The organism is Cohnella yongneupensis, from assembly GCF_042655785.1.
Classification (GTDB): domain Bacteria; phylum Bacillota; class Bacilli; order Paenibacillales; family Paenibacillaceae; genus Cohnella; species Cohnella yongneupensis.
The window spans coordinates 1-637 of record NZ_JBHSNC010000023.1; the positions used below are offsets into that span (position 1 = coordinate 1).

Genomic DNA, 637 nt, shown 5'->3' on the forward strand with positions numbered 1-637 from the left:
TCGCCGTGAATTAGCACATATTCCTCTTCAATCCCTATATCAAGAATCGATTTCACCTCATCGAGTGGATCTCTAGGGATAAAATCAAGTGAATCTAGATCAATATTTATTAACTTTATTGTTGGTAAATTCGATTTAGAGTTCTTCAACTTTATTGAATGAATGTCTTTGGCTAGATGTTTACCAAGTAACTCATATATTTCCTGTGTTTTACTAATATCATTGTCATCTAAATACGTTTGACTATTTACTCCTGGGATGTAGTCCATAATTGTAAATAGATATCCATTGCTCTCAAAAAAATCATGTACTCTTGGTGTTATACTCGTTTCATTCAAAAGCTTTAGACTGTTTATCTCTGTTGTCCCATCAACAATTTCTTTATCTGATATTTTAGCAACAGCCGGAGGCGATGTACCTTCTAGCAAAAAAGTACTGTTCGTATATCCCCCAGTAAGTTCTATTAATCTAATGTTTTGAAATTTATGAAGTAGGATATCTTTGATTATCAAAATAGTTTTCCTTCTTTCTATGCACTTAGGGTCTTTCACATAACGTTGTTGTATTCACGACGTCCCACCACCTTAAGCCCGAAGGGCGGCCGTGATGCGGTTAGGTGGTGCGGATGTGTCCGGCT

1 protein-coding gene is annotated in these 637 nt (G+C 36.1%); it reads right to left on the reverse strand.

Features of this window, described 5'->3' with window-relative positions; genetic code table 11:
* On the reverse strand, nucleotides 1-512 hold a 512-nt coding region (locus tag ACFPQ4_RS07260), incomplete at its 3' end, for a phosphotransferase (protein ID WP_378111116.1).
* Between the last annotated feature and the right edge of the window lie 125 nt (nucleotides 513-637).